Annotated in this window: 23 protein-coding genes; 8 read left to right on the top strand and 15 right to left on the bottom strand. The window is 39.0% G+C overall.

Going from position 1 to position 25,579, the window contains the following annotated elements; all coding sequences use genetic code 11:
- The 4 genes from AC3IRT_RS06495 to AC3IRT_RS06480 all read right to left on the bottom strand — a co-directional run bounded on the left by AC3IRT_RS06495 (position 1) and on the right by AC3IRT_RS06480 (position 3,421).
- Positions 1 to 324: a DUF3810 family protein gene (locus AC3IRT_RS06495; protein WP_489395594.1), complete on the bottom strand. Its 324-nt coding sequence runs from the start codon at positions 322 to 324 to the stop codon at positions 1 to 3.
- Between the two features lie 69 nt (positions 325 to 393).
- On the bottom strand, positions 394 to 1,449 hold the full coding sequence (locus tag AC3IRT_RS06490; protein ID WP_489395593.1) for a nucleoid-associated protein: 1,056 nt from the start codon (positions 1,447 to 1,449) through the stop codon (positions 394 to 396).
- A 27-nt stretch (positions 1,450 to 1,476) separates the two neighbouring features.
- Positions 1,477 to 2,382 carry a histone deacetylase family protein gene (locus tag AC3IRT_RS06485; protein ID WP_489395592.1) on the bottom strand — a complete coding sequence of 302 codons (906 nt, stop codon included), beginning with the start codon at positions 2,380 to 2,382 and terminating at the stop codon, positions 1,477 to 1,479.
- Between the two features lie 10 nt (positions 2,383 to 2,392).
- Complete coding sequence (locus tag AC3IRT_RS06480; RefSeq protein WP_489395591.1) at positions 2,393 to 3,421, bottom strand: quinone-dependent dihydroorotate dehydrogenase; 1,029 nt, start codon at positions 3,419 to 3,421, stop codon at positions 2,393 to 2,395.
- A 51-nt stretch (positions 3,422 to 3,472) separates the two neighbouring features.
- Here AC3IRT_RS06480 and AC3IRT_RS06475 point away from each other — a divergent pair, with 51 nt between their 5' ends.
- Together AC3IRT_RS06475 and AC3IRT_RS06470 are read left to right on the top strand one after the other, a co-directional pair.
- Complete coding sequence (locus tag AC3IRT_RS06475) at positions 3,473 to 5,386, top strand: ABC-F family ATP-binding cassette domain-containing protein (protein WP_489395590.1); 1,914 nt, start codon at positions 3,473 to 3,475, stop codon at positions 5,384 to 5,386.
- 169 nt (positions 5,387 to 5,555) lie between these two features.
- Positions 5,556 to 6,572, top strand: coding sequence for an AI-2E family transporter (locus AC3IRT_RS06470; protein ID WP_489395589.1), 1,017 nt, complete (start codon positions 5,556 to 5,558; stop codon positions 6,570 to 6,572).
- A gap of 531 nt (positions 6,573 to 7,103) precedes the next feature.
- On the opposite strand, the gene tnpC is transcribed toward AC3IRT_RS06470, so the two are convergent.
- The 3 genes from tnpC to tnpA are packed head-to-tail and all read right to left on the bottom strand — an operon-like array spanning position 7,104 to position 9,277.
- Positions 7,104 to 8,606, bottom strand: coding sequence for an IS66 family transposase (gene tnpC / locus AC3IRT_RS06465; RefSeq protein ID WP_489393140.1), 1,503 nt, complete (start codon positions 8,604 to 8,606; stop codon positions 7,104 to 7,106).
- A 49-nt stretch (positions 8,607 to 8,655) separates the two neighbouring features.
- Entirely contained in the window at positions 8,656 to 8,994 is a 339-nt protein-coding gene (tnpB, locus tag AC3IRT_RS06460) for an IS66 family insertion sequence element accessory protein TnpB (protein ID WP_489395468.1), read from the bottom strand.
- A 1-nt stretch (position 8,995) separates the two neighbouring features.
- Positions 8,996 to 9,277: an IS66 family insertion sequence element accessory protein TnpA gene (gene tnpA, locus AC3IRT_RS06455; protein ID WP_489393001.1), complete on the bottom strand. Its 282-nt coding sequence runs from the start codon at positions 9,275 to 9,277 to the stop codon at positions 8,996 to 8,998.
- Between the two features lie 589 nt (positions 9,278 to 9,866).
- On the opposite strand from tnpA, the gene AC3IRT_RS06450 reads away from it, so the two are divergent.
- The 4 genes from AC3IRT_RS06450 (at position 9,867) to istB (ending at position 14,090) form a co-directional block, all read left to right on the top strand.
- Positions 9,867 to 11,015 (top strand): tyrosine-type recombinase/integrase, encoded by a 1,149-nt coding sequence (locus AC3IRT_RS06450; protein WP_489395588.1) that lies wholly within the window; start codon positions 9,867 to 9,869, stop codon positions 11,013 to 11,015.
- A 44-nt stretch (positions 11,016 to 11,059) separates the two neighbouring features.
- Positions 11,060 to 11,464, top strand: a complete 405-nt coding sequence (locus tag AC3IRT_RS06445) for a hypothetical protein (RefSeq protein WP_489395587.1) — start codon at positions 11,060 to 11,062, stop codon at positions 11,462 to 11,464.
- Between the two features lie 327 nt (positions 11,465 to 11,791).
- Positions 11,792 to 13,321 carry an IS21 family transposase gene (gene istA / locus AC3IRT_RS06440; protein WP_489393026.1) on the top strand — a complete coding sequence of 510 codons (1,530 nt, stop codon included), beginning with the start codon at positions 11,792 to 11,794 and terminating at the stop codon, positions 13,319 to 13,321.
- Positions 13,322 to 13,340: 19 nt separating this feature from the next.
- Positions 13,341 to 14,090 carry an IS21-like element helper ATPase IstB gene (gene istB, locus AC3IRT_RS06435; protein ID WP_489393027.1) on the top strand — a complete coding sequence of 250 codons (750 nt, stop codon included), beginning with the start codon at positions 13,341 to 13,343 and terminating at the stop codon, positions 14,088 to 14,090.
- Between the two features lie 256 nt (positions 14,091 to 14,346).
- Here the strand turns inward: istB and AC3IRT_RS06430 are convergent, their stop codons facing one another.
- From AC3IRT_RS06430 to AC3IRT_RS06410, 5 genes are all read right to left on the bottom strand, one after another.
- A complete protein-coding gene (locus AC3IRT_RS06430; protein WP_047096321.1) occupies positions 14,347 to 14,640 on the bottom strand; it encodes a putative quinol monooxygenase in 294 nt (97 codons plus the stop codon).
- A 101-nt stretch (positions 14,641 to 14,741) separates the two neighbouring features.
- Positions 14,742 to 15,602, bottom strand: coding sequence for a helix-turn-helix domain-containing protein (locus tag AC3IRT_RS06425; protein ID WP_489396109.1), 861 nt, complete (start codon positions 15,600 to 15,602; stop codon positions 14,742 to 14,744).
- Positions 15,603 to 15,732: 130 nt separating this feature from the next.
- The gene (locus AC3IRT_RS06420) at positions 15,733 to 16,191 is read right to left on the bottom strand and encodes a hypothetical protein (RefSeq protein ID WP_489395586.1); all 459 of its coding nucleotides are present in this window, start codon (positions 16,189 to 16,191) and stop codon (positions 15,733 to 15,735) included.
- 173 nt (positions 16,192 to 16,364) lie between these two features.
- Positions 16,365 to 16,559 carry a hypothetical protein gene (locus AC3IRT_RS06415; RefSeq protein WP_489395585.1) on the bottom strand — a complete coding sequence of 65 codons (195 nt, stop codon included), beginning with the start codon at positions 16,557 to 16,559 and terminating at the stop codon, positions 16,365 to 16,367.
- Between the two features lie 654 nt (positions 16,560 to 17,213).
- Positions 17,214 to 17,924 (bottom strand): cation:proton antiporter domain-containing protein, encoded by a 711-nt coding sequence (locus tag AC3IRT_RS06410; RefSeq protein WP_489395584.1) that lies wholly within the window; start codon positions 17,922 to 17,924, stop codon positions 17,214 to 17,216.
- A gap of 189 nt (positions 17,925 to 18,113) precedes the next feature.
- Here AC3IRT_RS06410 and AC3IRT_RS06405 point away from each other — a divergent pair, with 189 nt between their 5' ends.
- Positions 18,114 to 18,275, top strand: coding sequence for a hypothetical protein (locus AC3IRT_RS06405; protein WP_489395583.1), 162 nt, complete (start codon positions 18,114 to 18,116; stop codon positions 18,273 to 18,275).
- A gap of 1,117 nt (positions 18,276 to 19,392) precedes the next feature.
- Here the strand turns inward: AC3IRT_RS06405 and AC3IRT_RS06400 are convergent.
- Both AC3IRT_RS06400 and AC3IRT_RS06395 read right to left on the bottom strand, forming a co-directional pair.
- The gene (locus AC3IRT_RS06400; RefSeq protein WP_489395582.1) at positions 19,393 to 20,259 is read right to left on the bottom strand and encodes a nucleotidyl transferase AbiEii/AbiGii toxin family protein; all 867 of its coding nucleotides are present in this window, start codon (positions 20,257 to 20,259) and stop codon (positions 19,393 to 19,395) included.
- Positions 20,260 to 21,060, bottom strand: a complete 801-nt coding sequence (locus AC3IRT_RS06395) for a type IV toxin-antitoxin system AbiEi family antitoxin domain-containing protein (protein WP_489395581.1) — start codon at positions 21,058 to 21,060, stop codon at positions 20,260 to 20,262.
- Positions 21,061 to 21,262: 202 nt separating this feature from the next.
- On the opposite strand from AC3IRT_RS06395, the gene AC3IRT_RS06390 reads away from it, so the two are divergent.
- Positions 21,263 to 24,235 carry a TOTE conflict system archaeo-eukaryotic primase domain-containing protein gene (locus AC3IRT_RS06390; protein WP_489395580.1) on the top strand — a complete coding sequence of 991 codons (2,973 nt, stop codon included), beginning with the start codon at positions 21,263 to 21,265 and terminating at the stop codon, positions 24,233 to 24,235.
- A 551-nt stretch (positions 24,236 to 24,786) separates the two neighbouring features.
- On the opposite strand, the gene AC3IRT_RS06385 is transcribed toward AC3IRT_RS06390, so the two are convergent.
- A complete protein-coding gene (locus AC3IRT_RS06385; protein WP_489395579.1) occupies positions 24,787 to 25,089 on the bottom strand; it encodes a hypothetical protein in 303 nt (100 codons plus the stop codon).
- Between the last annotated feature and the right edge of the window lie 490 nt (positions 25,090 to 25,579).

Genomic DNA, 25,579 nt, shown 5'->3' with positions numbered 1-25,579 from the left:
TTAATCAGCTGTCCAATATTTGGGGAGTATTATATAATTCAACCCCCAACTGATATAAAACAAGTGATGCAGCAGTAAGATCGTCATGATGAGTTGCAGTCCAGTGCGTCCTGCAAGATTCCATTGACGTAGAACAAGAAAACGAATTCCTTTGAGGAATAATACCAACAAGCCTAAAGAAACGACCGTATAAAATAGATCGCCAAGGCTGAAAGGTAGCCAACTAAATAAGATCGTAGGCAAATAACTATAAAGCGGATAAAAGGTTCTGGAATAGAACCGCTCAACCCGAGCAGGATCTTGCACAAAAACAAATCCAATCATGGCCAGTAAGAAGCAAACTCCTATTAGCCAAAAATAAGCTCTGTTTTTTGATCTTGAAGACCGCATAAACTATTGTTCGTTATCGAAATACAATTTGTAGAAGTTCATTCCACGCTCCTCGTCATATCCCCGTTCAATGTAATTTCTTTTTCCGTGGATATAAATATGAAAATTTTTATCCAATTTAACAACAGACTTATAGTCAGAAGACATTTTTTTAACAGCACCGGCGGCAATATCGAAATTCGTTTGGAAAGGCATATCCAATTCTTCGCCAACTTGCTCACGGTATTCTTTAAACAGAGAAATCGCTTCTGCATTGCCCAACACCTCGCCCGAGAACTCTTCCTCTTCAAATGTATCATGCGCTTTAAAGTAGTTCATCGATCGATTGAGCAGGTCTACCTTTTCCGCTTTATCCATTTCAAAGACTTCATCAATCTTCTCGTTGACAAAGTTTTTGTACACTTTCAGGAAATTACCGGTCTGCTGATAATTATCATCACGCACACGCAATTGCAAGAAATCATCTTTCCAATAGACCGCGTCTGAGCCATTGGTCTGATCGGTTACCAATACCTTATATCCTTCTTCGGCATCCGCTTTCACGATCACCACACCTTTATCTAGCTTATTGATATTGATGGCCTCCTGCTCATAATCCAGTCCGAATCCGCCCTGCTCAGGATACACTTTGAGGTAAGCTTCTTTATTCTCCGATTTAAAAATCCCGACAGCCGATCCCTCCTCGCCTTCCATCTGCACATTTTTGAGCGCTACGACATACAATTCACCCGGTTTGATATTCGGATGCGAGGATACTTCGTACAAATGCTTCGTTACTTGCTCAGAAAATTCGTGGAAAGGCATTTTCCCTTCAAAAAAAGCATGTGCAAAATGATACACTTCATTGAGTTGCAAATCTTCATTGGGATGAAAAAAGCGGTATACTTCCTTCGCTTTTGCAAAAGGTTTCATAAAATATTGCATCAACAAATCTGGCAGTACCTCATCTTGACTGAGATCAATCGGTTGTTCTGATAAGGCGTAATATTCGTCGCGGGCCTTATTGCCCACCCGGTGTATAGATAATGATTCGAACGTTGCGTCCTGATGAAAAAACATATTTGTTGAAATTTTGTAATGATAAATTTATAATCCGTACAGATCAATCGCGGTACGATAAGTACTCACATGCGCATCTACAATATGGCGAAGCGCTTCCGAATAACCACCGCCCATGCTTACTTGCACTGGAGCTTGATACCTACGGCATAATTGAAATACGACCTCATCGCGCTGCCGACAACCTTCCGATGTCAATCCTAATTTGCCCAGCTTATCGGTTGCCAGTACATCCACGCCAGCTTGATAGAAGACAAAATCAGGTTTTACGTGTTCAAAAACAGGCTTCAATGTTTGCGCTAGTAGCGCTAAATAATCTGCATCGCCGATGCCGTCTTTCAAGCCGATGTCTTTGTGCGATTGCTCTTTTACGAAAGGATAATTCTTTTCGCCATGCATCGAAAAGGTAAAAATATCGGGATGATCCTGAAAGATATGTGCCGTGCCATTCCCTTGATGCACATCCAGATCGACAATCAAAATTCGTTTTGCGAGCTGCTCATGCAGCAAATACGCAGCAGCTACCGCTTGATCGTTGAGCAAACAAAATCCTTCTCCAAAATCGCGACCAGCATGATGCGTACCACCAGCGGCATTAAAGGCAACGCCGTATTGCTGCGCATAATGACAGGCTTTGATCGTCCCATCGACCAACAATCGCTCACGCACAATCAGGGATTCGGATAAAGCAAAACCAATGCGGCGAACCATTTTGGGATCCAAGGTGAGATCGAGTAGCTGATCTACATATTTGGGATCGTGTGCGAGGCAGAGCGTTGCACGATCTGCCAGTATCGGTTTAAAGAAATTTTCTTTAGCAGCCAAGCCTTCATGCATCAATTGCGCTGGTATCAATTCGTACTTCGCCATCGGAAACCGATGATTATCGGGCACGGGATGGACATAAGCCGGATGATAGGCGATTTTGAGCACAGCGAATGAATTACTTCTTGAGTAATGCTTTGCAAATTTTGCTCACCAAGCCCGGTCCTTCGTAAATAAAGCCCGTATACAATTGGATCAAGACTGCGCCTGCTTCCAATTTTTCTAAAGCATCAGCAGCAGAATGAATGCCACCAACGCCGATCACTGGAAATGCCCCCCCAGATTTCTGAACTAGGTAACGGATCACTTCTGTCGACCGCTTGGTCAATGGTTTTCCGCTAACACCGCCTGTTTCTTGCACTAAGCGCGGATCACTTTTTAGTCCATCACGAGAAATGGTCGTATTGGTCGCAATGACACCAGCAATTTTCGTTTCTTGTACGATCTCTACGATATCATCCAACTGGCTATCGGTCAGGTCGGGTGCTATTTTCAATAAGATCGGCTTCGCCGAGTCCTTTTGCAAGTTTGCCGCTTGCAACGTGTTTAAGATATGCATGAGCGGTTCTTTCTCTTGCAACTCGCGCAAGCCGGGGGTGTTGGGCGAACTCACATTCACCACAAAATAATCGACATAACTATACAAGGCGTGAAAACAATACAGATAATCATCTACCGCTTGATCGTTTGGTGTCACTTTATTCTTCCCGATATTGCCACCTATTATTAAGTTACCTTTATTTTTAAGATGCTTCAATCGGCCAGCCGCCACATCCGCACCTTGATTGTTGAACCCCATCCGATTGATGAGTGCGCCATCAGGAATCAAGCGAAACATACGCGGCTTATCATTGCCCGGTTGTGGCTTTGGCGTTACCGTTCCGATTTCGATAAACCCAAATCCGAAAGAGGCCATCTCCTCTATATATGAGCCATTCTTATCAAATCCTGCAGCAAGGCCAACCGGATTTTTGAACTTCAAACCAAACACTTCCCGTTCCAAACGAGGATCTTCTAATGTGTAAGAAGCTTTTAACACCGCTTTCGAACCCCAGATTTTGGACACTTTGGTAAGCCCACCGGTCACCAAATGATGCGCCGATTCTGGATCCATTTTAAAAAAGAAAGGTTTGACAAGTTTATACATAGTACGGCAAATTTAGCCAAAGAAGCAGAAATATTCACTACTTTTGCGGAAATGATCTCGATTAATAATTTAACTTTTGAAATAGGCTCACGGGCTTTGTACGATGACGCTAACTGGCACATCAAGCCGGGCGACAAAGTAGGGCTAATTGGTGCCAATGGAACTGGAAAATCTACTCTACTAAAGATTATCGTAGGTGAGTACGCTCCTACATCGGGCACTATCTCGATGGCCAAAGATCTGAAGATCGGTTACCTCAACCAGGATTTGCTGTCTTACCATTCCGAAAAGAATATTGTGCAGGTGGCGATGGAGGCTTTCGAACGCCAAAATCAGCTACACACAGAAATAGAAAATTTGTTAAAGAAATTGGAAACCGATTATTCGGATGACATCCTTAACAAATTGAGCGACAAGCAAATGGAGTTTGAAGCGTTAGACGGCTACAACATTGAATTTCGTGCAAACGAGATTTTGGCGGGTTTGGGCTTCTCCGAAGAAGAACAAAAACGCCCTTTGGCGACCTTCTCTGGAGGTTGGCGTATGCGCGTAATGTTAGCGCGTATTCTACTCCAAACTCCTGATATCTTGCTGCTGGATGAGCCGACCAACCACATGGACTTACCTTCTATTAAGTGGTTGGAGAATTATTTGGGTTCATTTGAGGGAGCGATCATCATCGTTTCTCACGATAGGTATTTTCTAGATAAAATCATTAATAAGACTGTAGAATCCCGCAAAGGTAAACTAACCCTGTATGCTGGTAATTATTCTTTCTATTTGGAAGAGAAGTCGCTACGCGAAGAATTGCAGGGCAATCAGTTTAAAAATCAGCAAGCAAAGATAAAGCAAGAGGAAAAGTTGATCGAACGTTTCCGTTCGAAAGCATCTAAAGCAAAAATGGTACAATCACGTATCAAAGCATTGGATCGGATGGAGAAAATATCGGACGTAGATGATGATAATCCGGAAGTGAACTTCAGCTTCAAGTTTTCCAAACCTTCTGGTCGCCACGTTGTCACGTTAGAAAACATTTCTAAAAGCTATCCTAATATTGAAATCCTTCGCAATGCGGATGGATTAATCGAAAAAGGCGATAAAATTGCCCTGATCGGTGCCAATGGTAAAGGAAAATCCACCTTGTTACGTATTGTTGCTGATGATGATACTGAATTTACAGGCACGACAGTAAAAGGGCATAATGTATCGCAAACTTTCTTTGCACAGCATCAGTTGGAAGCCCTGCACTTGGAAAATTCCATTTTACAAGAGCTTCAAAACTTCGCTCCTAAACATTCGGAAACAGAAATCCGATCGATTTTGGGTTGTTTCTTATTTACAGGAGATGATGTTTTTAAGAAAATCAAAGTCTTATCTGGAGGAGAGAAATCTCGTGTAGCTTTGGCTAAGGCACTGACTGCGGACGCCAACTTTTTGGTACTGGATGAGCCGACCAACCACTTGGATATGGCATCGGTAAATATCCTGATTCAGGCCTTACAACAATATGAAGGTACGTTGATTGTGGTTTCGCATGATCGGTATTTCTTGGATCACGTAGCCAACAAAATCTGGTATATTGAGGATAAAGACATCAAAGAATATCCGGGCACCTATGAGGAATATGAAGCGTGGAGTAGCAAGCGCGTGACAAAACCTGCAGCAGCGGAGAAAAAAGAAGAAAAACCGAAAGCAGAAAAAAAGGCAAAGCCTGTGCTTACGGACGACTCAAAAGCGCAGCTTCAAAAGAAAAATAAGGAACTCACACAACTGGAATCGCAGATAGCTACAGCAGAAAAAGAAGTCAGCCAACTGGAAGCTACATTAGCTACGGAGGAAGTTTTTTCGGATGCCGAAAAGCTTAAAGCAGCTACCAGAGAATATAATTCATCGAAAGCGGCATGGGAACAACTGCAGAAAAAATGGGAACAGTTGGCAGATGAGATCATGGAACTAGAAGGTTAATCAACCCTTTAACAGTGATAATCAAGCGGTCACATTTCCTCCGAAATAGATAACACTAAAGATCGCCGTAGGGCGATCTTTAGTGTTTAATAACCACGTTAAGAACAAAAAACTTTCTACCAGATCAAAAAATAAAACGTTTTTCGTAATACGTTGTTGTAATCGTATTATGGAAAAATCGGAAAAAATATCCATCATGCGTAAAACCGCGCTGATATCCTTTATCGTTTTATTATTTGTTTTATTTGCCTCGCTATTCGTCAAAACCTTTAGCATCATACTATTGCTGTTTGGTGGCCTCCTCCTTTCCATCTTTTTTCAGGCGATCTCTAATCGTATTCATGGTTGGACTGGTTGGCACAGAGGCGTCACGCTCACCCTGTCCTTTTTTTTAGTTTTTGGATTTATATCAGGAGTTACTTACCTGATCGGAAATACAATGGCTCAGCAGTACGAACAGTTTAAAGAAGGTATTCCAAAGACTTTAAAAAATGTAGAATCTTATCTGGATGATCAGAGTTGGGGCGACAAGGTAGAAGATGCCACTCCTTCGCTAGACGAAAATGGAGACCAATTGATGCAACATGCCGGTTCACTATTTAAATCTACTTTTGGTTTTTTTGGAGATCTGTATGCCGTGATTTTTCTTGGTTTGTTTATCATGATATCACCTAAAGAGTATAAAAATGGTATAGTAGCCTTGGCCCCGAGTCAATACAAACCAAAGACGGATCACATCCTGAGTAAAATGGGAAATGACCTCAAAGTATGGTTGAAAGCGCAGATGTTGGAAATGGCGTTTGTATTTACGCTAACAGCTATTGGATCATTGATTCTCGGCGCAGAATTGTGGTTGATTTTGGCTATCATCGCCGGTACGCTGACTTTTATTCCCAACATCGGACCAACTTTGGCACTGATACCTGCCGCATTAATTGGGCTAATGGACGGCCCTGAAATGGCACTGTGGCTTATCGGTTTGTTCTTATTGGTACAACTATTAGAATCTGGTGTCTTCGGACCTTTTGTGAGAAAGAAAATGCTTTCCTTGCCGCCCGCACTGGTTTTATTCTTTCAGTTGTTTATGGCTGGTATATCCGGAGCTTGGGGGATTTTGTTTGCGACGCCAATCTTAGTGGTAGTGATGATCTTAATTCAGGAAACCTATTTACGCTGGAAAGAATAGTTTATGAGATAAATGTGACGGGTATGCTCCACTTGACGGTAGACTTTTTCTATTGTAAAAGCAATTGGATACCTTACCATTTCTATATTACACTGTTGATTGCAGATCAATAATGAAATGCCATTTCTTCGTGATTCAGATGCATTACGAACTCTACACACCCTAGAAATCAAAATGTTTAATCACAACATACTCAAGAGTATGTTGATTGCTATCATGCTTTTAGCATCTTAGAAGATCGTAAGATTTTTATGTTTTACGAAGCTAACAGCATATTCAAGTATAGATCTAAATTAGAATAGAATTTTTACGGGTTTTCCTTCTTTCCTATACTGAAGAATAATTTTATATTTGCGCTACAATTACAGCTAACATTCGTTAGTATCAAAGGTGTATCAACTGATACCAAATGACAAAAATGAACCCTCTTAGAAGCTCATCTTTTTAGAGGGTTTTTTATATTTAATAGTGTCAGAGAAATAAAATGTACTTCCTCATATTCTTAAATAGATTGTACAATTTGTATCCGCCCTACGAACTACAAGTTAGCTGATTTTTGAAGTTCTGAGGATAAAGAAGCTTTAAGTTTTTATGGTTTATGGACATGATATTTTCCAGCGTATGTTTTAACCACTGAAATGGATTGACCTGATGTTTTTTGCAGATAGCAAAGAACGAGTAGATCATTGCCGCACGCTGTGCTGCTTCATGGCTTCCTGCGAAGAGGTAATTTTTTCGTCCCAGTGCAACCGGGCGAATAGCGTTCTCGACAAGATTATTATCTATATGCAGATTTCCATCATACAAGTATGCTGATAGCGCATCCCATCTGGCGTATGCATAGGCCATTGCTTTACCAATCTGACTTTTAGGAAGTGTATTTTTTATCTCTTCAAAGATCCATTTTCCCAGTTCGTTGATAACAGGCAGTGATTCGGCCAGACGGATTTCTTTGATCTGTTTGGCATCAAGCTCACCTTCTTTGACCCGACTTTCAACAGCGTAAAGTTTTTGGATCATCAATAATGCCTTTTCAGCTCTTTGCTTGTCATTATCCAGTGCTTTCTCAAACTCACGGCGCGCATGTGCCCAGCAAGCAAGGTGTGTCACCTGTTTCTTTTTACCGTATTTTTCATACACTGCATAGCCGTCCGTCTGGAGATAACCTTTGAAGTTTCCAAGCATCGGTACAGCAGCAATACCACCGCGGGTAGGGCTATAATCAAATAATACGGTTCCCTCCAATGGAGCATGGTATGCCCAATAATAACCTTGGTGGGTAGCGCCTTTTTTATCGCTGTCCAGTACTTTTATTGGGGTCTCATCTACCTGCAGATACCCTTGAGCTTTGGTATCGAAGACGAGTTGTTCATACAGTGGTTCCAGTTTTTCTAGCGCTTGTCTGGTCCATCCTTCGATGGTTGAGCAGGCTATCTGTATGTTTTCCCTGGCAAAGATCTGCTTCTGTCGATATAGAGGAAGGTGATCCATATATTTAGCGGTCAGGATCATCGACAGCAGGCCTGGCCCCGGTATTCCTTTATCGATTACCCGTTCAGGAAGTTCGGCGATGGATACAGCAGATCCATCTCTGGCGGCATACTTATAACGGATGTAACGTTTGATGTAGAACTTAGCAGGCTCGCATTCCAATTCTTCAGTAATTTCTTTTCCGATACAGACCATTTGGGACAGATCACCTTCGGGATGGATTTCAATCTCTTCCACAGCAAGGTGTGCAGGCAATTTAGCACGTCCTTTATGGTTAGGACGTTTACGGACATACTCGATTTTTTCTTTGATTTCTTCCTGTTGCTGCTCTACTTCAGCAGGCTCCGCATTGAAAGGGAGCATAGTCTGGTCAGGATTGCCTTCAAAGCGCTCACGCTTCTGTCCGAACTGCATACGCTTTAGCATTTCAACCTGATATTTTAAGTGATCGCGTTCCTGAATGAGGTGCTCTATCTTTACATCACGACTGGAAATGACCTTGAGAAGGTCTTCTTTTGAGAGGTTTTCCAGCGCTGTTTCCATATGGTGAATATACGAAAAAAGCGACTTTTATCCTATATGAAAGCCACTTTTAAGGTAAATAAAAACGTCTTTTTTGAATACTCTTTACGACCTGTATGCCTTCAACCATCAGTACCAGATCACTCCAGGACAACTCGTTGTTTTTTGTGGACGGAGCAAGAAAAGTTCCACTTTCCAAACGTTTGTAATACAATACAAAGCCACCCTTTTCCCAATGCAATAACTTCATGTGCGTACGGCTACGGTTTAGGAAGACGAATACTTCACCACTGGTGGCTTGCCGTTGAATCACCGAACTGATCAATCCACAAAGTCCGTCAAAACTCTTGCGCATATCGCAATGGCCATCGTAGAGATAGAACCGATGCGAGGAACCCAATGAAAACATATCAATAAAGGCGGATCAACTGGGAAAGTAAACCAAGATCGGTATCTACCTTGATCCGCACCCCATTGGGATAGACAACCTCAATAGTACTGTTTTTGACGGCCTTATCGATCGATATAAAACGCCCGCTGGACGTATCGTCTTCTTTAATGCGCGAAAACCAGTAATAAAACGTAGCCTCATTGATCCCTTTTTCCTCGCAGTATCGTTTCTTGCTCCTGCCGCTCTGCTGCCAGTCTGCTATCATAGCAAACATCTGAACTCTTTTCTCTTCTTTGCTCATAAACCAAAGGTCTGATTTATCAAGAACTTAGGAAATATGTACTTCGACGGGCGGATACGTACAATTTCGTCTAAACCAAATCTGGATTTCGGCAAATTATTCGGGTGTGCCCAATCACTTTTATCCGCATTCTATAATACTCCCCAAATATTGGACAGCTGATTAAATTCGATAATTTAACAGTTGAAAATGAAAAAAGAGCGTAGAAAATTCAGTCCGGTTTTCAAGACTAAAGTAGTCTTAGAAGCCCTTAAAGAAGTTAGTACCATGCAATCCCACATTTACACGCACTTAAGAAGTAGCCTAAAGAAAGATAAACCTGATTTTCTATCTAGGATTTCACTGCCAAATCCACATTTGATTTTATCATCATCTCATAGAAAACCCTACCCAAGCTTCTGTTCGAACCGGCATAACGCAAAAAAATCCCTCGTCTTGCGACAAAGGATTTTTTCTGCGGAGAGGGAGGGATTCGAACCCTCGATACGGTCATCCCGTATACAGACTTGATTAATAGGTAGTTACAACATTACAATACCGTTATACTTTGGCAGACTTTAAATAACTCTGCCAATTGCAACCAAAGCATATGGAGTATAACAGCGATAATGTACGGATACTACAAGGCAGTAGATGTAAGACAAACAAACAACAAGCACTTAAAACTTGGTGTGTAGAATTTACTTTTAATGGTAAGCGTAAGAGGGTTACCAATAACCTTAATCGCATTAAGGATTATGTAACTAAGCTTAGTTCATTTATTGAGTTACGTGATGATCTTATTAATCAGCTTAATGATGGTACTTATGATCTTAAAGAAGTGGTTGAACAACCCTCAACAATTCCTACTATCAAAGATGCAAGCAACGCATTCATGCGTTGGCATCTTGCTAAAGGATCAAGACCAAAAACAATACAGTCCTATCAAAGCAAGCTAAAATACTTGATAGATGCAATGGGTGATACATTGGTTAATTACGCGTATCACAAGGAACTAAGTGATATGTTGCTCGATCTATCCAATAGTCTTAAATGGTCACCAAAGACCTATAATAATGCAAAGCTTATTTATTATGGTATGTTTCAATACTGCATTGAAAGTAGATGGATTGAGAATAATCCAATGTCTAGAATTAAATCACGCTATGTACCTAAATCCAATCGTAACAAAGCATTCAGTAAACAGGATTTCCAAACGGTATTGGAATATATAGAAAAGGATAAGATGCTATTAATGTTCGTTAAGAGCATATACTACACGTGTATCAGACCACGTGAATTAGTAAGCTTGCAAGTACATCACATAGACTTCAAGAAGCGTACAATCTTCATTCCTAGTACTATAAGCAAGAACAAAAAAGACGGCTATGTACATATTGATGATACCTATTATGATCTATTACATCATTACTATGCAGATGCACCAAAGGATGCTTTATTATTCTGTAACGATGAATGTCTTTGGGGATATGAAAGCTACCATCCAAATAGACCTTATAAGAGATTGGTTACTGCATTAGCTAAGTTGAATATGAGCAACAAAGGATATTCATTATATAGCGTAAAGCATTATTCCAATGTACAAAAGTTCTTAGGTAATGGTGATGGTACTGGATGTTGGACTGTTGCCGAAATAATGAAAGCAAATCGTCACGCTAGTATTGAAGAGACTGAGAATTATTTACGGGACTTACTGGATTATGTTGACATAACAAAAAAAGCAGTACCAGCAATCTAATCTTTACAAGTAGCAGAGTATTTATATCTAAAACAGTTAACATTATGAAATATATTAAAACAACAATCGTAGCGGTTATAATCGCTTTATTATCTTTTACATCTTGTAGCAAAGACAGTGAATATGATCCTTATGTAGATCAGTATCCTAGGATGATATTAGGTACGTGGAAAGAATCACATTTGGAATGTCTATTACCTTATAAAGGTAGTTATGCTTGGGGATTAACTCCATTAAATCAACACGAACCAAACGGTGAAGGGAGTGGTGAAGCTGAAGTACTAACATTCTCAATGAATAGTCATACCATCCACGGTAACAGATTAAAGCACAAAGGACAGAATTATAGACTCAAATTATCGTTGCCAGATACATTACGATTACTTCATCCAACCCAAGACAAACCAACGTGGCCAGAAAAGCATAGGGTATTTATTAGGAGAAAGTAAACCCTACATCATTATCTATATTACAGGCTACCGCATGGGTAGCCTTTTTTGTTTATCTTTAGTCAACCAACTACTGAAATATGGATAATGATACACCTACCAAAGCTTGGATAAGGAAGACAAAACGTTTTGTAATCGTACGTAGAGTGGAGATTTCGCTGAAACTGACCACCCGATTTCGGTTTAAACTGACCACCTATTCCGCTTGAAATTGACCACCCGATTTCGGGGGAAATTGACCAGTTCGAATAATGCGTGAATGCTATAGCGGCCAGCCTACTTTTGATGGATATATAATCCATCGAAATGGCCAATTCCACTATAAGCATGAGCAAGATCAGACAGATACTCAGAATGTATTCCCAAGGGCGTAGCAAGCTTTCCATCGCTACCCATACTGGTGTTTCCCGTAATACGGTCAAAGTTTATTTAAGGGCCTTCAGTTCCAGCGGCTGTAGTTTTGAGCAGATTGATTCACTTAACGATAAGGAACTGGATGATTTCTTTGGCAAGAGCCGTGAACAAGCTCCCAATAACCGGTTAATATCGCTTCAACGTTGTTTTCCCCGCATTGACCGTGAACTAAAGCGGACCGGGGTCAGTCGTATGATGCTATGGGAGGCCTATATGAAGGAGTTTCCGGATGGCTTCCAATATACCCAGTTCTGTTTCTACTACAACCAGTGGAAGAACAGGGTGAACCCCGTGATGCACTTGGACCATAAAGCGGGCGATAAACTTTTTATCGATTTTGCGGGACAGAAACTCGCCATCGTAGACAAGAATACGGGCGAGGTAACCCAGGTGGAGGTCTTCGTTGCCATCTTGGCCGCCAGCCAGCTCACCTATGTTGAAGCGGTCATGAGCCAACAGAAAGAGGACTTTATCTCGGCCTGCGAGAACACGCTCCATTATCTTGGCGGTGTTCCGGCAGCCATCGTACCTGATAACCTCAGGGCAGCGGTTACCAAGAGCAACCGCTACGAGCCTACCCTAAACGATACCTTTGCCGATTTCGCAGACCACTATGGAACAACGATCCTGCCGGCCAGGGCATACCGCCCAAGGGATAAGGCACTGGTGGAGGGAGCGGTAAAGATAGCCTATAGCCGCATCTATGCCCCGTTGAACAAAAAGGTATTCCATTCGCTGTCCGAGCTCAATTCGGCCATACTGGAGGCGCTGGAATCCCATAACACACAACTTTTGAAAGGTCGCAACTACAGCAGGAGGCTGCAGTTCGAAGAGATCGAAAAAGAGGCACTGAATCCTCTTCCGGTACTGCGCTATGCCTTCAAAAAGCAACACTATGCCACCGTTATGAAGAACGGGCACGTGAACCTAGGAGTGGACAAACATTATTACAGCGTACCATTCCGCTTTATCGGTAAAAAGGTCAAGATAATGTACAGCAGCTCAAATGTGGAGGTATTCTATCATTATGAACGCATCGCCATGCACAAGCGGATGAAAAGCCCCTACAACTATACCACCGACAGGGAGCATATGGCCACCACCCATAGGTTCGTTACTGATTGGACACCAGAGCGTTTTCTGGAATGGGCCACCAGCATCCATGACGACGTGAGGCTCTATATCTTAAAGGTACTGGAGCGCAAGCAACATCCAGAGCAGGCCTACAGATCATGCGTGGGTATCCTTGGCTTTGCCAAAAAAGCCGGCAACGAACGTTTGATCAATGCCTGTAGAAGGGCGCTGGGCTTTGGTATCTACTCCTATAAGACCATACAGATGATATTGGAGAAGAATATGGACCAGTACCCCGAAAGCCTCTTTGCCGATGAACTCCCTATGCCCAGCCATGACAATATCCGTGGCGAAGACTATTACCAATAACCCTTAAAATAGATAAAAAATGAACACGAGCACACTTGACAAATTACAGAAACTGAAGTTCTACGGCATGTTCCATGCCTTTAAGAGCAGCATCGAAACCGGACAGACCGACCAGTACACCTCCGATGAGCTATTGGCGCACCTTATCGATTCCGAATGGGATTACCGCCAGAACCGGCGGATCGAACGCCAGATACTGTATGCCAGATTCCGTTATAAAGCTTCCATAGAGGAGCTCCACTACCATGTGGATCGGAGCATTGATAGAAACCAGGTGATGAGGTTGGCAGACTGTACTTTTATCGACAGGTTTGAAAACCTGCTCATTACCGGAAGTACGGGGATCGGAAAAAGCTACCTTGCCTCGGCAATCGGACATCAGGCATGTATGCTGGGCTACAGGGTATTATATGCCAGTACGCCAAAGCTTTTTGCCAAACTGAAAATGGCCAAGGCCGATGGCTCCTATATCAAAGAGGTTGCAAAAATTGAAAAACAGCAGCTATTGATCCTAGATGATTTCGGCATACAGCCCTTCGATGCCCAGAGCAGGGCGGCTTTGATGGAGATCATCGAGGATCGCCATTCAAAGACCTCACTTATCATTACCTCACAGCTGCCGGTAAGCAAATGGCATGAAGTGATCGGTGAAAAAACCATTGCTGACGCAATATTGGATAGGATTGTTCATGATGCACACCGTATTGAACTCAAGGGAGAATCAATGCGAAAGAAAAGGATGCCTGTGCAAGAAAATAGCTTCCAATAAAACACAACTTTTAAATCACTACTTTTGTTAACGCCTCTATAGCATTTGCAACGTTCGTTCGCCAGCGAATTAGGTGGTCAATTTGCCACGGAATTACATGGTCAGTTTCTCCGAAATCTACAGGTAAGCTTTTTTGGGTTGATTTTTTAGATATCTAAAAAAATGAGGAAGAGAAGATTTTTTTTTGAACAATTAAGGGAGGATTTTGCTGAGTTTTTGCAAAATCCTCCCTTAAATATAATGGTATTATCTTAGGCTACTTGGCAGCTAAAATGTCCAATTTTTCAATAGACGGAGGTGTTGCCAATAGGTCTGGTGCATTTTCCATTAATGCTTTTGCGATCTTACCGCCAAGGTGTGCCTCTCTGCCTTCTTCGTTTGAAAAAGTATCGTAAATACCGAAGGTAGAAGCATCAATACGAAATGCATACCATGTAACGGTACCGGCTTCTTCAAGAGCAAGCGGTAATGCTCCTGTAATAAAATCTTCAACGTTTTTTTCTTGGCCGGCCTTTGCTTCCAACCGAACTAACAATCCTAATTTTTTCATTGTTTTTATTTTTTAGTTAAACAATTCTTCAATCAGACAAAATTAGAAAAAACCAGCGCTGCTTCGTTTATTAGTTTGGTTCAATAAGTTATGAAAAGAGGTCAATTTGAGTGGATGTGGTTGGGGCTATACCCAAATTCATTCTTAAAGGCTGCACTAAAATTTGACAAGCTGCCATAGCCAAAGTCCATAAAAATTTCGGAAGGTGTGACTTGGTTATTATGTAACAATTCTTTGGCCTTATTAAGCCGTTTTTGCTGAAACCATTTCCCTGGAGATTTCTGGTATATACTTATAAATTTTCTCTTAAAAGTAGAGGCACTCATATTGCACAGAAAGGCTATTTCGTCAATATTCAAGTTCGTATAAAGGTTCTTTTCAATTACCATTTTAAATGATAATTCTCTTTCATTGATTAGTAAATAATGTAAGTATTCTAAAAATACCGTCCCATATTTATCCGCCAGATAAAGCATTATTTCTTCAAATTTCAGTTCCAAAATCTTTTGAGAGATAAATTGTTGCAAACCAAAAATCTGTTGGAGCGAATGAATATAATGGAAGATAAAATTATCTTTCTCTAAGAGGAAATAAGGTATATCCGTTATCTTTTTATCTGAGGCATTCTGACTGAAAGAATGGGAATGTTTCAATAGAAAATCGGTGATGTTTTTGTGAGAAAAGAAGAAGAGTAAACAACGGTATGAACTTACACCTATCAGTTCGGTAACCAAAACATTATTAGATGTGATAAGTAGCGATTGTGTTTCATTGATTGAAATGATATCATTAGAAAAGTGAATGTTTTTTTGACCATCCAATAAGAAACTGAATACATTTTTATTCAGGCCAATCTTGTTTCTAGAACCGTTCTTATACACTTCGTAATTGAAAATTTGCAAATCCGAACTATGAGTTTCGTTATGTTCCCATAGATCTTCGGGAAGGTTTGTAATGTCCATCGTCAAAATTAAATTGATTTTTTACGGAGTGTTCTTTGGTTGTGTCATTAAAAAATTCGTTCCAAAAGCGATTTTAGCCATTTGAGTTTTTTCTTGCTGTAAGGAGGGTACTTGATAACGCCTTACCACCTTACGAATAGATAAGCTCAAAAAGCTTTTGCTTTCTTTCATCCATCTTTTTCGGGAATATTTCCAAAAGTTTTTCCGAAACCTTTTCTGCAAAGCTATCTAAGCTTGTAAGGTCTTCTTTAGAAATATCCCAAAAACCTGCGGGAAGCCGAATCTCATCTTTTCCAAAATCTGTCCTGTTGTATCCGAGCCGGTATTCGGCACCGAGCAAGGTAAGACATACCATAAAAAGCTTTGTTTGCTTTTTGAAAATATACCGCCTTGCTTTTTTATCCAGATTAAATAATTCGGCTACCAATGGTTCCTGATCTGTACAGCTAAACATAATGTCCACTCTTCCATCGGGAAAAATAATGACTTCTTTATCTTCATCGGCATGATTGGCACATAGCAGGAAACTCTCCACAAAACCGGAGAGCCGTTTGTCAGGAACAATTTTTATGTACTCAAAATCTTGCATCGTTTTTATGTGCATCTGACGGGGAAAGAAATATTGGATAATCTTAATCAATCTGTCAGATGAATTATATATGCAAAACTAACAAAAAAAACAGTATAAAATACACCACCACACCCGGCAAATGCTGAGTGTGGTGGTGTAAGATTTTACCATTATTGAGGTCATATGGGCTGTTACAACTTATAGATTTCTTTTAATGCTTCTTTCAATGCCAAAGGTTTTCTTCCCAAAAGGTTTTCCAGATCGTTTGTTACCTCTTCAAACTGGTGGTTTTTCTGATCTTCGGCAAAACCGGCGGTTAGTAAAATGGCAAATTTGGGAACGCCAAACTGCTTTAGTTTTTCGGTAAACTCTGTTGGGGTCGGCATTGGTGAAAGAAACCGATTTGCCTGAACGATTTAGTAACCTAACCTTATCATTTTAAGCCCAAAAGATTAATTAAGCCCAACTCGGCTTATTAGAAGTAGTTTACGAGAGTGGAAAACTCTATCGGTAACGATTTAGTAATGGTGCTCATTGCGCTTAATTACACTCGATACTTCTTTATTGGCTTTGCACCGTATGTTTTTTCGTTTCTATTTTGTAAACAGCATTGTAATAAATAAGCATTAACACCATGGCGGGTTTTTGATGTTAAAAAAAGTAGATTTCCTTATCAACACTATTAAATCCATTTTGAACTATATATTTTTTACGTTACCCAAACATTTAAGAATAATATTTATAACTGTTTCGATACTGTGTAAAGAGCAATCAGAATCGACTTCTAATTCAATGATTGAAGCTTCCAATTTGTTTAATATTTCGTTATAGTATTTTTCCATGAGCTATGGTTGAAACCTAAATCCTATACAATTGCGGGAAAGGATGTCCAATCAGTAATGTTTGGACAGTAATATTTTTCCTCCTGCTATAATCCTTCGAATTAATTTGGGATAATGAACAAGAGTTTATTCAATTTCGCTTTACAAAGATTATTTCAATTACATTATCATTACTTAATTCCCTTTGATAATACAATTTTAGAAAGATGAATATTTAAGTAGTTCTTCTTCAAGATCTAAACGCATCAAATGCTTTTTAACCACATCTTCGTCTAAATCCTTAAATTCCGAATTTTTCCGTAATAACCACTGTCTTTGAAATTCTAAAAGTTCTCTGTATAAATTTTTAGAAGATTCATTTCTACACACATTTTCAACATCATCATACTTTTTCTCCCATTTGGAGACCATAGTCATTACATACGGATAGTCATTCATCTTATCACCGTACTTATCTTTGAGATAACCTAGTGTTTCTGATGTCATTTCTCTGAATATAGATGAACTTACGTGTTCTTCAGATGTATCGTCATCATCGCTCGGTAATTGCAGTTTTTTAATCAGATACGGCAAGGTTAAACCTTGAACAACAAGCGTCAATAAAATAACAATAAATGTAATAAACAGAATTAGACTTCTTTGTGGAAAAAGCTCTCCATTATCTAAATAAACTGGGATTGAAAGAGCTGCTGCTAATGAAATTACACCACGCATTCCAGACCATCCAAAGAAAATTGGGAATCCCCAACCGTGATTTTTAGACGCTGCAACTGTTACAAAATTCCTTGCAATGAAAGTCACAATCACGGCAGCGTAAGACGAAATAAATCTAACCAATATAACTACTCCTGTAATTAAAACACCATATCCAATTGCTTTAGAAATACTAATATCTCCAAGTTCTGCCATAATTTGAGGAAGGTCAAGACCAATCATCATAAACACCGCACCATTTAGAATAAAGCCTAAACAGTTCCAACTGATAAATAACCTTTTTTTATCAGAATATTAATTAGCTCTGTTACATCGCTTCCGACCATATCCCTAACCAAATTTCTATCTCCTAGTCGCAACATAGTAGCACTAAAGCTAGAATTTGTGGAACTAGATGTAGAAGAGCTAGACGTAGTTGAGCGTGTACTGCTCGACGAGCTCGTTCCAGTAGTCCTTACAGGAGTTGAGGAGGAGGAAGATGTTCTACTACCTGAAGAAGAATTTGTTGAGCGCGAACTGCTACCACCACCTGCAGTGCTTGAATAATGTGATCGATGAGAGGAATGCGAACGATGACTTCGATGAGACACTACTGTCCATTCAGATCCTGAGTTTACTTTTAGTAGCAACTTAGGACTCAAATCTTTTTCTTTAGTAACGACCAAAGCATTGTTATCATTATGATCCAATTCGAAATGTGTAGCACTTGATGCTACAGACTGATGATTTGCCGCAATCCCGGCCATTGAGCTCAAGAACAGCTTCTTCAATATATTTGAAAAATCACTTTTCATTACGGTAGGTTAATTTAGTTTTTTGCCTAAAAGCTTTTAAAGATACGACAATAAACACAATTTAGTCTCTGCATCGAGAAATTAAATGTATAGCGGATGTAAGTAAAATTTTTAATTCAGCATGTATTAGCTAAGATAGCTATTGTAATTTCGGTATTGGTATTGGTTTTGGAATCTAAGTATTATTTAAACATGAGATCATAGTACATAATAGTGGTTATCAATAAGCTCTCTAGATTTTATAATCACCGTTATTAACACATTTTTAAGAAGGCTTATAAATAGACTAAAATCAAGATCTTCATAAGTTGTACATCATATCAATAAATATTTACTTGAAATACTTATATTTATATACTAGCATTTGCAGCTAAAAATAAGGTGAGCTTTTCGGTGAGTCCTTTTTCTAAAACGGGCTTCTTAACACCCTAAGAGCCGATTTTACACTCTTAATATGATCCCAGCGGGAGCAGTCAAACAAAAGGTAACTGAATTGCTAAAAAAAACCTACAGTCAGCCACATCTAAACCACGCTTGAACTATCCATTTTTGATTTAATTATTCGAACTATTTCCCATTTTTATTTTTTATTCAACACTAATGTGTTTAAGAGTATGTTTCCTTCTGAGATTAAATTTCAACTTGGTCTGTCAAGAACTTTTCTTATATGATATTATAGGGTTACCACATGTATCTATAAAACAAATATTTGGAGGCGATCATAGCTCTCTCAATTTTGCATATATATATAAGGAAAAAACAACTCGAATGCGATCAATTCTACTTTGAAAATTAGTAGAATAGGGTGTAAAATAAACCAAACCACCCTAAATCATAAAAAAATCTTACTAGGTTTTCATTGAATGCTATTATATCGTTTCAAATATTGTATTAAACAATAGTATCAAATCATTTTTTACCTCGTCAAAAACGGGTAATTTTTTAGCAGAGATTTGATGTCCTAAACTATTTTTCCATGCTCGTTTTACCGAGTTTTCACTTTTAGCATTTAGAAGTTGATCTACACCTGTAAACTCAAGTCCTTTAAATGCCATTTTTTCGAAGAAAGCTTGTTTAATCTCCACCCAATCAAGATCAATCACGAACTTTGATAAGTACCATATATCATAATAGTCGCGTGGTGCTGTATACGAGCGTTGTATCAGAGCTCTTAATTTTTCAGACAACACTTCTCTTATATCGTAGCAGGCAATTTGATCTACTGCAGAACTTAATTGATCAGAATAATCATGATGAACTGCTTTCAAAGTCGGTGCAAATAGCATCTTCTCGTATAAAATAATTTCAATCTTAATTGAAGTTGTCCAACGGACAGGATCTGGCGGAATTTGGTCCTTGGAATGATCGGCTCCCCAAAACTTAACAATCGCAGCATATCCAGTAGGCATATCATTATGCCGAAGATTAGTCACCTTTTCGAGATGCAATTGAATACCAGTACGTTCTTGCACTAATGACATGATTTGCCACAATAAATCTACATCTAATTGAAAATCGGGATTTATAGATGTAAAATCTAAATCTTCTGAAAAACGATAATCCGGGATATAACACTTCCGTAAACATGTTCCCCCTTTGAAGATTAGTGATTTTCGGCAAGAGTCTATCGAAAATATAGCGTCGATAAAATGACCTAGTACCCAATCCTTATCAATGGTACTTCTGGACACTTCGTGTTCCAAAGCCTTTTTCTCTACTTCCTTTTTCAGTATCATTTAGTATTGCTTATTGGATATGTCTAACAATTCCTCTCGGCTGATATTTAACCTTAATCGCCATTCAGCTACAAATTCTCCTTCTTCCAAGCCACCGGGATCAAATAAGTTATATCTGTTATTTACCTGCTTCTTGGCAAAATCTTTAAAAGGCTCCATACCCCTGATCTGAAGAAGTTCGACTAAGTAGCCAATTCTTTTAGTAATCGCTATGTTATTCACAGCCTGGCAATATTCCACTAATTTATTGGCTTGCATTTTCGCTTGGCCAACAGCTCTGATCAGTTCGGCATAGCCTCCAGAATGCTGAGGTAAGTCAAAGCAATCGACTATTGTTTTTTCTACATCAGTAATCGGGTACTGAAGATTACCGTAACCATTGTGTGTGATACCCAATTTCTTATGGGGCGCGATCTTGACGAATTTGTAAGAAGTACCACGAATTGATTTATGGTACTTTTTATGTGTCGTTTGAATAAAGACGGTATTAGAAAACTGTTCTGTCAATCCGTGTAAATTTAATGCAGACCAATATGCGACAGCACTATTTTCAGCAACGAAAGTACCTATGACATATTCGTCCCTAAAACCTTGTTTGCAAAATTTACCTTTCTCAATTCGCACAAGTAGTTCCTTATCGACTAGATTCTCTAGAATTTCACTTAAGTTGTTAAACTTTTGTTCTAGTAATTGTTCAATTTCGGAGAATTTAAACAGCTGAATTTCATAGTCGTCCAACAACTTCAAGAACTCCAATTGAGATTTTGTGAGATGTTCTGATATATAAACGCTGTCTGCCATATTACCTTTCACGGAATGATAAGACTTAAAAATTGGGTCTTATCGTTCCTCGATTGGTAAATATAAGTATGAATTATCCAAAAAACAACACTTAATATAAGTTAGCAATAGTACTCTGAAAAATAAAATGAAGTATAATACATCATCGAATCTTTAAAATGCATATGCTATTTTATTATCTTAATACCAAATAAAATACGGAGTGGAATTCACTAATAATGACATATCCCTTCTTCTCAACCTATTTAAGGGTCGTGAAGATGTATTTGCCTTACGCTGGGAGAAGGCAAATAAAAGCGGATATATGCCAGCCTACAGTTATGATCCATACCATTATCGACTGCATAAAGCTAATGGTGGTACTTTTCAAAGCTATGTCCACAAAACCTACATGTCGTTATCTGAGATAGAACTCATTAAACATCTTAAAGGAATACAGCAGATCGGAATTTATCCACTGTTGCAAGACAATACTTCTTGGTTTTTAGTGGCTGACTTCGATAAATCCGATTGGCAAAAACAGGCTTTAGATTTTCTTAAAGCATGCACAGATAAAAATATTCCTGCTTATCTCGAACGTTCGCGTTCCGGCAATGGCGCTCATGTATGGATTTTCTTCGAAAGCCCTTATCCAGCAGCCAAAAGTCGTAAGTTATTTACGCATATCTTGGAAGGATGCGGATCATTCTCGCCGTTTGATAAAAGCTCCAGCTTTGACCGTTTGTTTCCAAATCAAGATTACCTGTCTGGTAAAGGTTTAGGAAACCTAATTGCGCTGCCCCTATTTTTGCCTAATCTTCAGAAAGGCAACAGTTCGTTTGTTGACCCTAAAACAATGGATCCATTTCCTGATCAAGTTGCGTACCTAAACGAAGTACAAAGAGTAAGTTTAAATTTACTAGAAGAATTATATAACGATACTGGAGCTAATAGTACAGATAACTATATTTCAGGTATTGACGAAAAACTTAAGATCACTCTAAACAATACGATCCGTTTAAATAGCCACGCTATACCTTTTGTACTCATCAATTTTTTGAAAGAGCATCTTAATTTTGCTAACTCAGCCTTTATTATCAAGAAAAAGTCCGGAAGAAGCACCTTTGAAACGCCTAGATTTTTCAAATTAATTGAAGAAACAGAAAATGAGATCCTTATCCCAAGAGGATTTATTGGCAAACTACTACGATTTTGCAGAGAAGCAAAGATAAAACATGACTTTTTAGACACTAGACGAGAACTCCCGACGATCCAGTTCGCTTTTAACGCTACGTTCCGAAAACACCAAACCACGGCGATAGCCGCAGTAGGGAAAAAAGATTTCGGGGTAATCGTGGCACCACCAGGAACAGGAAAAACTGTTATAGGTTTGAAGATTATTGCAGAAAAAAAGCAACCAGCAATCATCCTTGTACATCGTAAGCAATTGTTAGATCAATGGGTGGAACGTATAGAATCATTCTTAGGGGTGCCCAAGAGTGAAATTGGGATGATAGGTCAAGGAAAGGCAAAGTTGGGCGCTGGTGGAATAGCCGTTGCAACTATACAAAGTCTTCCAAAATATATGGAAACAGTTCAGAATAAATTTGGCACAATCTTGATTGACGAATGTCATCATATTCCGGCTGAATCCTACCGTGCTACCGTTGGAAAACTGGCTAGTGTTTATTGCTACGGACTTACAGCAACTCCTTTTCGGAAATATAATGACGACAAGTTGATCTTTACTTATATAGGTGATATCATTGCAGAAATCCGGCCGGAAGAAGTTGAGGATTACAAGAAGGCTAGCATCGTTGTTCGGAATACAAAGCTCCATGTTCCATTTAATTCCAAAACAGATAGCTTTGAAACACTTTCTCAGATTCTGATACACGATACGGCGAGGAATGCACTTATAGTAGACGATGTGGCTAGTGAGCTAAATCAAGGCAAAAAAGCAGTTATCATCACAGAGCGGAAAGAACATATAGACACTCTACATCTATTACTCAAATCCAATTATGAAACCATAACACTTAGTGGTGACGATTCAGACAGTGGTAAAAAGACAAAATGGAAGTTGTTATCAGAAGGGAATTTTCAAGTACTGATTACGACAGGTCAATATTTCGGTGAGGGTTCGGACATTCAGCATATCAGCACACTATTCTTGGCTTATCCCTTTTCTTTCCATGGTAAATTGATTCAATACATCGGTCGAGTGCAGCGATCCGAGCTCAACCCAACAATATACGACTATCGCGATAGCCAAATCGATTACCTCGACAAAATGTTTCTCAAACGAAACATCTATTACCGTAAAATCTCCAAACAGGCAACGCTTTTTGACGAACCAATGCTGGATTACCAACCTCAAACAGACCGCCTATTTACTTTAGAAAAAAGTGCGAAAATAGCTATCGAGACTCTATCCTTCCACTATGGCTATGTATCCTTTATTTACAAAGTAGAGGAAATGCATACAATTTTGGAATTTCATATCGAAAACATAGAAATACGTCCCGAATTTGAGGTGTTAAAACCTTACTTTATCAAGATCCTGAAATCTAAAAACATCACAGTTCGGTTAAACGCGGAATTTGAATACGGAAAGCTAGTTGCGCAAATTGCTACATCTGAAGATATCCAACGGATAAATAAAGAAATTGTAGAAGGAGTAAAGTTTCAGTTTTTAAATAAAGGATTATTAGGTAGACTACCTTTTCAAAAGCAAAATATTTTGACTTCAGACCAATTACAGAATGGCGAGACTGTATATGCAAACGCAGAGGAATTACTATCTGAAATACTTAAACTAAGAAATTACAAACACTCTAGACAAGTTCAATTTTTAGCCAATCACCATCAGAGCAGTATAATGAAGATTAGGTTTGTTCTCAGTCCATTCGCTTTTGTATTTCTTATATCTGGCGATCAGCAGTATCACATAATTCTTGAAACTCTAGATACGGAGGAAGCAACTTATATCTGGCACACAGAAAAAGATAGAGCCATCTTGAAAGACAGCGTTGCAGTGATAGATAGAGATTTACAAGTCATTCGTGAAAAAGGTAGACAAAGGTTCTTGGAAAAGAATCTCCCTGCAAACTTTAACCGTATTTTACATGATTACAGCGATCCAGATAGAGGATTTATTCTCTGGAAAACATACTTGGAAGAAATCCTTCACTAAGAGGCACTACATATAAGGACGACATACTTCAAAACAATGTAATACTGGAATACACAAATATGTCTTAGATGTAACATGAACTATCTTATCTGTTAGCTTTACAGGACTTAAAGATTGAAAGATTCTACCTGAGGTATGTCGGAAAATACAAAAATGATAAGAACCGCATTTCTCCAGATATAACAAGATTTAAAACTACAATTGTACAAACTTATTTATTTCCATTTTGATTTTTTCATACCTATATTTATAAGATAGCATTTGCAGCTAAAAAAAGGTGCGTTTTTCGGTGAGTCATTATTCCAAAAAGGGCTTAAAACACTTTAAAAGGCGATTTTATACTCAAAATATGATCCCAGCGGGATCACAGAGAAAGCAACTCCAAAAGAGTTGCTTTCTTTGTTTCCGCCCGATTCGAACAGAAGCGTCGGGATGGGTTCGAACATATTCTTTGCGGCCTCGAGCTTGGGGCTAAGCGACGAAAAATATCCCAGCGGGATCACGAAAACCCGTAGAAATAGTTACTGTTAAGAATTGGATATTTAAAACTCTTAATTGTTGCAATTCACATCCAATATTACCTCGCCTTCAGGGCCTTCTACGTATATGACACCGGTGAAACATCCAGAATTTACACGACCCGGCGATGGAGTCCAGTTCAAAAATGACGGCGTATTTGGCCCTCCAATGGTAACTTTGATACCAGTCACCATAGCACCTTCATAAAAAACCTGTACATGAAAACCATCTTTGATAAATCTAATATCTTTCGTGGCAATATGCTGACTGCTTGAAAAACTGAATACTGTGAATGATGATACTACGACTAGAAGTGCAATTACAATTTTTTTCATAGTTAGTTTTTTTAAAAAGGTTAGAAAACAGGAGTCTATTTTTGATGGAAACCCCTTGGTTATAATTCATAAAGTACACTAGACCATAAGTAAGTCAATTAAATGTATACCAACTCTTTAAACACACAATTAATATAATAACATCCTGTGTACAAGCATATTTTTTTCTTTCATCAGTGAATTAAAAAAGATAATAATTGCACCTAAAAATCAGATAGATATCATTACCGAGCTATTTTGCCAAGCATCCTTCAAAGCTATCTGCAAGCTTTCACTAATCTGATCTTTTGTTGAATATCCCATTCTTGGATATCTCGGGAGATAAGATTCCGGAAAACAAATAATTTCCGCAAGCCCTTCAGCGGCTTCTTTTACCATTTCTTCGCACACAGTTAAACCTTCATTGATATTTTTAGAAAATGAAGGACAGGACGAAGCTATTTTTATAAAAAAATAAGGATAACGTATTTTTTTAAAACCTAAATACTAG

The sequence above is a fragment of the Sphingobacterium sp. KH_072 genome (genome assembly GCF_057837975.1).
Note: the sequence above shows the minus strand (reverse complement) of the source record. Positions and strands in the feature narration are given on the sequence as shown.